Source organism: Mycobacterium sp. E2462, assembly GCF_001672685.1.
Classification (GTDB): Bacteria; Actinomycetota; Actinomycetes; order Mycobacteriales; family Mycobacteriaceae; genus Mycobacterium.
Window position 1 is genome coordinate 1 of the sequence record NZ_LZKC01000128.1, and the last position, 4739, is coordinate 4739.

The following is a 4739-nucleotide window of genomic DNA, read 5'->3' on the forward strand; positions in this document are numbered from 1 at the left end:
GCCACCACCGGCGCCCGAACCCCCGCCCGCTTCTCCCGCTCCGCCCGGCCCGGGGCCCACCGGTTGACCGGCGGGATGTGGATCGGCTGGCTGGAATTCGACCTGCTGCTCGGCGACGTCCACTCCCTGAAGCAGAAGCGGTCGGTCGTGCGGCCGGTCGTGGCCGAGCTGCGCCGAAAGTTCAGCGTGGCGGCGGCGGAGACGGGTTCGCGGGGGGGGACTGGCCCAGGGACAACAGCGTTTCCGCGGTCTGCCGCGACAGCTGCCAGCCGCCCTGGAACGGCGTGAACAGCATCGGGAAGGTGAAGTTCGCGTTGTTGGCCTGCGCGGTGTGGACGACGATGGTCGCTTTCACGTCCGCCGGGTTCTTGTCCGACCACCCCACATCGTTCGCGGTGAACGTCATGGGCAGGTAGCCGTTGTCGCGTAGCGCGTTGGTGAACTTGTCCAACGAGCCGGCGCTTTCCGGCGTCGCGCCCTCGACGAGGTTGACCTTGCTGCTACCGGGAATGCTCGGGTCGGCGAGTCGGCCGAGGACCTCGGTCAGCGCTTCCGGCGCTGGCGGGGGCGCGGTCGGCGCCGCGGTGAACTGACCGGAGGTGACGGGGGGCACCACGGAGGCGGGGGGTGTAGCCCTGTCCTTATGGTGACTAGAACACGCCGCGAGTCCGACGGCCGCCACGGCGGCGGTGGCGGCAAGAACTAGAGAGAGGTGTCGGTGCATCCAGTGGGTCAGCCGGGCGGAGCGCCGCGGGTTACTCCCGGCGCGCGCGGCGATTCGGCGGGTGCGGGGCAGGTGCTGCCGGCGGGTGCAAGTGAGTTCACACCGGCGCCGGCCGCCTCGGCGGACAGGCCATGGGCCGGAGCCGTGGCGAGGCTTTTTCCGGTCACTCTGGCACCTTCCGAGGCCCTTTGGATCAACGCGATTAGTGGCCGAGATTACCAGGGAGACGAAAATCTTAACTTTTCGTGGGTAATTGACTCCGCACATCATTCGGCAATCGCCGGTAGCTTTGAAGTATCCGCCGCACCAATTCGGTGTGGGAAAGGAGCGCAAGATGGGTAGCTCAGAGCGTTCTGAAGCATTCGGGACCCCTAGCGAGTCGAACATGTCCAGCGGCGATGCTGCCGAGTTGGAACAACTGCGTCGCGAAGCAGCGCTGCTGCGCGAGCAACTCGAGCACGCGGCCGGTGCGCATGGTGGCGCCCGCTCCGCTCGCGATGTGCATCAGCTCGAGGCGCGCATCGACTCGCTGGCCTCCCGCAACTCGAAGTTGATGGAGACCCTCAAAGAGGCCCGCCAGCAACTCCTCGCCCTGCGCGAGGAGGTCGACCGGCTGGGGCAGCCGCCCAGCGGCTACGGCGTGCTGCTCGGTTCGCACGAGGACGACACCGTCGACGTGTTCACGTCCGGACGCAAGATGCGCCTGACGTGCTCGCCGAACATCGACGTCTCGCTGCTGCGCAAGGGTCAGACGGTGCGGCTCAACGAGGCCCTCACCGTGGTGGAGGCCGGCACGTACGAGTCGGTGGGCGAAATCTCCACGCTGCGTGAACTGTTGGCGGACGGGCACCGCGCCTTGGTGGTCGGCCACGCCGACGAGGAGCGCATCGTGTGGCTCGCCGAGCCGCTGGTCGCGGAGAACCTGCCCGAAAGCATCCCCGACGGGCTCAACGACGACACCCGGCCGCGCAAGCTGCGGCCCGGCGACTCCCTGCTGGTGGACACCAAGGCCGGTTACGCCTTTGAGCGCATCCCCAAGGCCGAGGTCGAGGACCTCGTCCTGGAGGAAGTGCCGGACGTCAGCTACCTCGACATCGGTGGCCTGACCCGCCAGATCGAGCAGATCCGCGACGCCGTCGAGCTGCCGTTCCTGCACAAGGAGCTGTACCGCGAATACGCGCTGCGGCCGCCGAAAGGCGTGCTGCTGTACGGCCCTCCCGGTTGCGGAAAGACGCTCATCGCCAAGGCGGTCGCGAACTCGTTGGCCAAGAAGATGGCCGAGGTGCGTGGCGACGACGCCCGGGAAGCGAAGTCTTACTTCCTCAACATCAAGGGCCCCGAGCTGCTCAACAAGTTCGTCGGCGAGACCGAGCGGCACATCCGGCTGATCTTCCAGCGTGCCCGCGAAAAGGCCTCAGAAGGCACCCCGGTGATCGTGTTCTTCGACGAGATGGACTCGATCTTCCGGACCCGCGGCACCGGTGTGTCGTCGGACGTCGAGACGACGGTCGTCCCGCAGCTGCTCAGCGAGATCGACGGCGTCGAGGGTCTGGAGAACGTCATCGTGATCGGCGCCTCCAACCGCGAGGACATGATCGACCCCGCCATCCTGCGGCCCGGACGTCTCGACGTGAAGATCAAGATCGAGCGCCCGGATGCCGAAGCGGCTCAAGACATTTTCTCGAAGTACCTGACCGACACGCTGCCCGTGCACGCCGACGATCTCGCCGAGTTCGGCGGCGACCGCTCGGCCTGCATCAGGGCGATGATCGAGAAGGTCGTCGAGCGGATGTACGCCGAGATCGACGACAACCGGTTCCTGGAGGTCACCTACGCCAACGGTGACAAGGAAGTCATGTATTTCAAGGACTTCAACTCCGGGGCCATGATCCAAAACGTCGTCGACCGGGCAAAGAAGAACGCGATCAAGTCGGTGCTGGAGACCGGTCAGCCCGGTCTACGCATCCAGCACCTGCTGGACTCGATCGTCGACGAATTCGCCGAGAACGAGGACCTGCCCAACACCACCAACCCCGACGACTGGGCGCGGATCTCGGGCAAGAAGGGCGAGCGGATCGTCTACATCCGCACCCTGGTCACCGGCAAGTCCTCGAGCGCCTCGCGGGCCATCGACACCGAGTCCAACCTGGGTCAGTACCTGTAGGCAGTCGCACGGCTCAAGCCCCGCCCACCACGGTGTGCGGGGCTTGAGTTTCGGGCTCAGCTCACCAGCGAATAGCTGTTGGTGAGGTTGTCCTGCAACACCTCGGCGGCCTGCGTCCTGGTGTCCACCCGCAGCTCGTCGGTGAGCACCCGCGGTTGATAGGTCCAGCCGGCCGGTAACTCCAGCCGGTCGGCCAGGCCGGGCAGGTCGCGGTGGGACAGGTTCGGGTCGGCGACCTGACTCCATGTCTGCATCACCCAGTGCCGGCCCCGGGGGTCGATCAGCTCGTAGATCTCCTGGCCGGCGTTGAACACGAAGACCGTGTGGCGGTTGACGTTGTTGGCCAGGTAGGGCGCGGGATTCATCGACGACAGCAACACCGTTGCCTGCAGGATCATCTCGATACCGCCGAAGTTCTTGGTGATCCGCGGACCCCGCGTCTCCTTCTCGATCGCGTTCATCAGCCAGTAGCGCGGCCCGTTGAGCAGCGCCGCGGCCGCGCCGTGCTCCGCGGCGATGGCGTGCGCGTCCAACGCCGACCACAGTTCGGCGGGACAGTCGTTGAGCGGGAAGCTGTTGTAGACGTTGGCCTGCGGCCCCGCCTCGCCGGGCGTCACGAGAAGGACTTCGCCGTAACGCTTCCCGCACAGATCGGGTGGCTGCTCGGCGGCCGCGCGGGGAGCGCTGCCGAATGCGGGTGCACGGTCGGGCTCGGGGGCGGACACAGGGTGAAGTTAGTCACTGGTATCGGCGCCGTCAACAGCAACGGTCGCCTGGCGGTAGCGAGTACGCGCCGCCAGCGCGACGCGCAGGTCCGCGAGCAGCGGGTCCAGGAACATCGCGCGGTACTCGGCGTCGTCGACCGCGCGGGCGCTGATGTACATGAACGTCAGCGCGCCCAGGAACAAGCACATGTGGATCAGCGAATCGGGCGCGGGAAAGGTCAGGCCGAACACCGTGGAGGTGGTGGAGCCGGTGTGCGTCCATTCCTTGAGCAGCGGCGGCGTCAGAATGATCAGCCCGAGGATGAGATACATGGTCGCGCCGACGGCGGCCACCACCACGATCTCGATCAGCTGCGAGGTGGCCAGCAGAAACACCACGTTCAGCCGCTCCACCCGCCGCAGCGGTGCGGCGCCGCGAGTATCGGGCATCGCCGCGAACGGCGTGCCGTCGAGGTCGACGCTGTCTTCCGGTGGCGCCGCGGGTGCCCTGAGCAGCGGCCTGACCCGTTCGACCGTCTTGGACACGACGAACGCGCTGGCGATGCCCAGCAGGAAAACGATTGCCAGAGCCAGTCTTTCGCCGCCGATGTTGGCCGCCATCAGCCAGACGTAGGTGTTGAAGAACACCAACGCGGTCAGCAACACGATCGGCAGTGCGCGGACCGCCAGGGTGCCGACCGTCGACAGGTGCTCGATCGTCATGCGCACCGCCCACGCGAGCACCGACCCGACGCCGCAGCCGGCCATGAGCAGCACCGCGGCCCCGATCACCGCGTGTCGCAGCAGCGGTAGCGGTCCGGACTCGATCAGGCCGCACCCGACGGCGCAGCCGACCGCCGCGGTGGCGGCGACCGCCCGGGTGCGCCCGCCCGACACCCGCGACACCAGCCAGCCGGTCAGGGCGGCCACCGGAAGCGCCGCGACCAGCAACGCCAAGATCACCCACTGCCTCGTCGTCGGCGTGTTCTCGATGAAGACGTCGTTGCCGTCACTGACGAGGAAAACGCCCAGCAGGCATACCTCGACCGCGGCCCACGCCGACAGCACGGGGGCGCACCGCGGCCACAATCGGCGCCACCGGCCGCTCGGGGTGAGCACCGACGGCAGACCCCGCGCCAAGAACCAC

Annotated in this window: 4 protein-coding genes and 1 pseudogene; 2 read left to right on the plus strand and 3 right to left on the minus strand. The window is 67.4% G+C overall.

From position 1 onward, the window contains the following. The first annotated feature begins 75 nt into the window (after positions 1-75). Positions 76-288 (plus strand): DUF503 domain-containing protein, encoded by a 213-nt coding sequence (locus A5714_RS27575; RefSeq protein WP_369829424.1) that lies wholly within the window; start codon positions 76-78, stop codon positions 286-288. Here A5714_RS27575 and A5714_RS06120 read toward each other — a convergent pair. Then, a pseudogene (locus tag A5714_RS06120) lies at positions 188-724 on the minus strand (hypothetical protein); the annotation flags it as partial. The gene A5714_RS27575 and the pseudogene A5714_RS06120 sit on opposite strands and share 101 nt — an antisense overlap. Before the next feature lie 334 nt (positions 725-1058). On the opposite strand from A5714_RS06120, the gene arc reads away from it, so the two are divergent. Then, positions 1059-2888 (plus strand): proteasome ATPase, encoded by a 1830-nt coding sequence (arc, locus tag A5714_RS06125; RefSeq protein ID WP_068066943.1) that lies wholly within the window; start codon positions 1059-1061, stop codon positions 2886-2888. A 56-nt stretch (positions 2889-2944) separates the two neighbouring features. On the opposite strand, the gene A5714_RS06130 is transcribed toward arc, so the two are convergent. Together A5714_RS06130 and A5714_RS06135 are read right to left on the minus strand one after the other, a co-directional pair. Next, on the minus strand, positions 2945-3538 hold the full coding sequence (locus A5714_RS06130) for a hypothetical protein (protein WP_068283788.1): 594 nt from the start codon (positions 3536-3538) through the stop codon (positions 2945-2947). Positions 3539-3622: 84 nt separating this feature from the next. Next, on the minus strand, positions 3623-4739 hold a 1117-nt coding region (locus A5714_RS06135), incomplete at its 5' end, for a hypothetical protein (protein WP_197513574.1).

What these genes read in the sequence shown, in the direction of transcription:
- A5714_RS27575 (WP_369829424.1), top strand. Translation starts at nt 76, where the DNA reads ATGTGGATCGGCTGGCTGGAATTCGACCTGCTGCTCGGCGACGTCCAC.
- arc (WP_068066943.1), top strand. Translation starts at nt 1,059, where the DNA reads ATGGGTAGCTCAGAGCGTTCTGAAGCATTCGGGACCCCTAGCGAGTCG.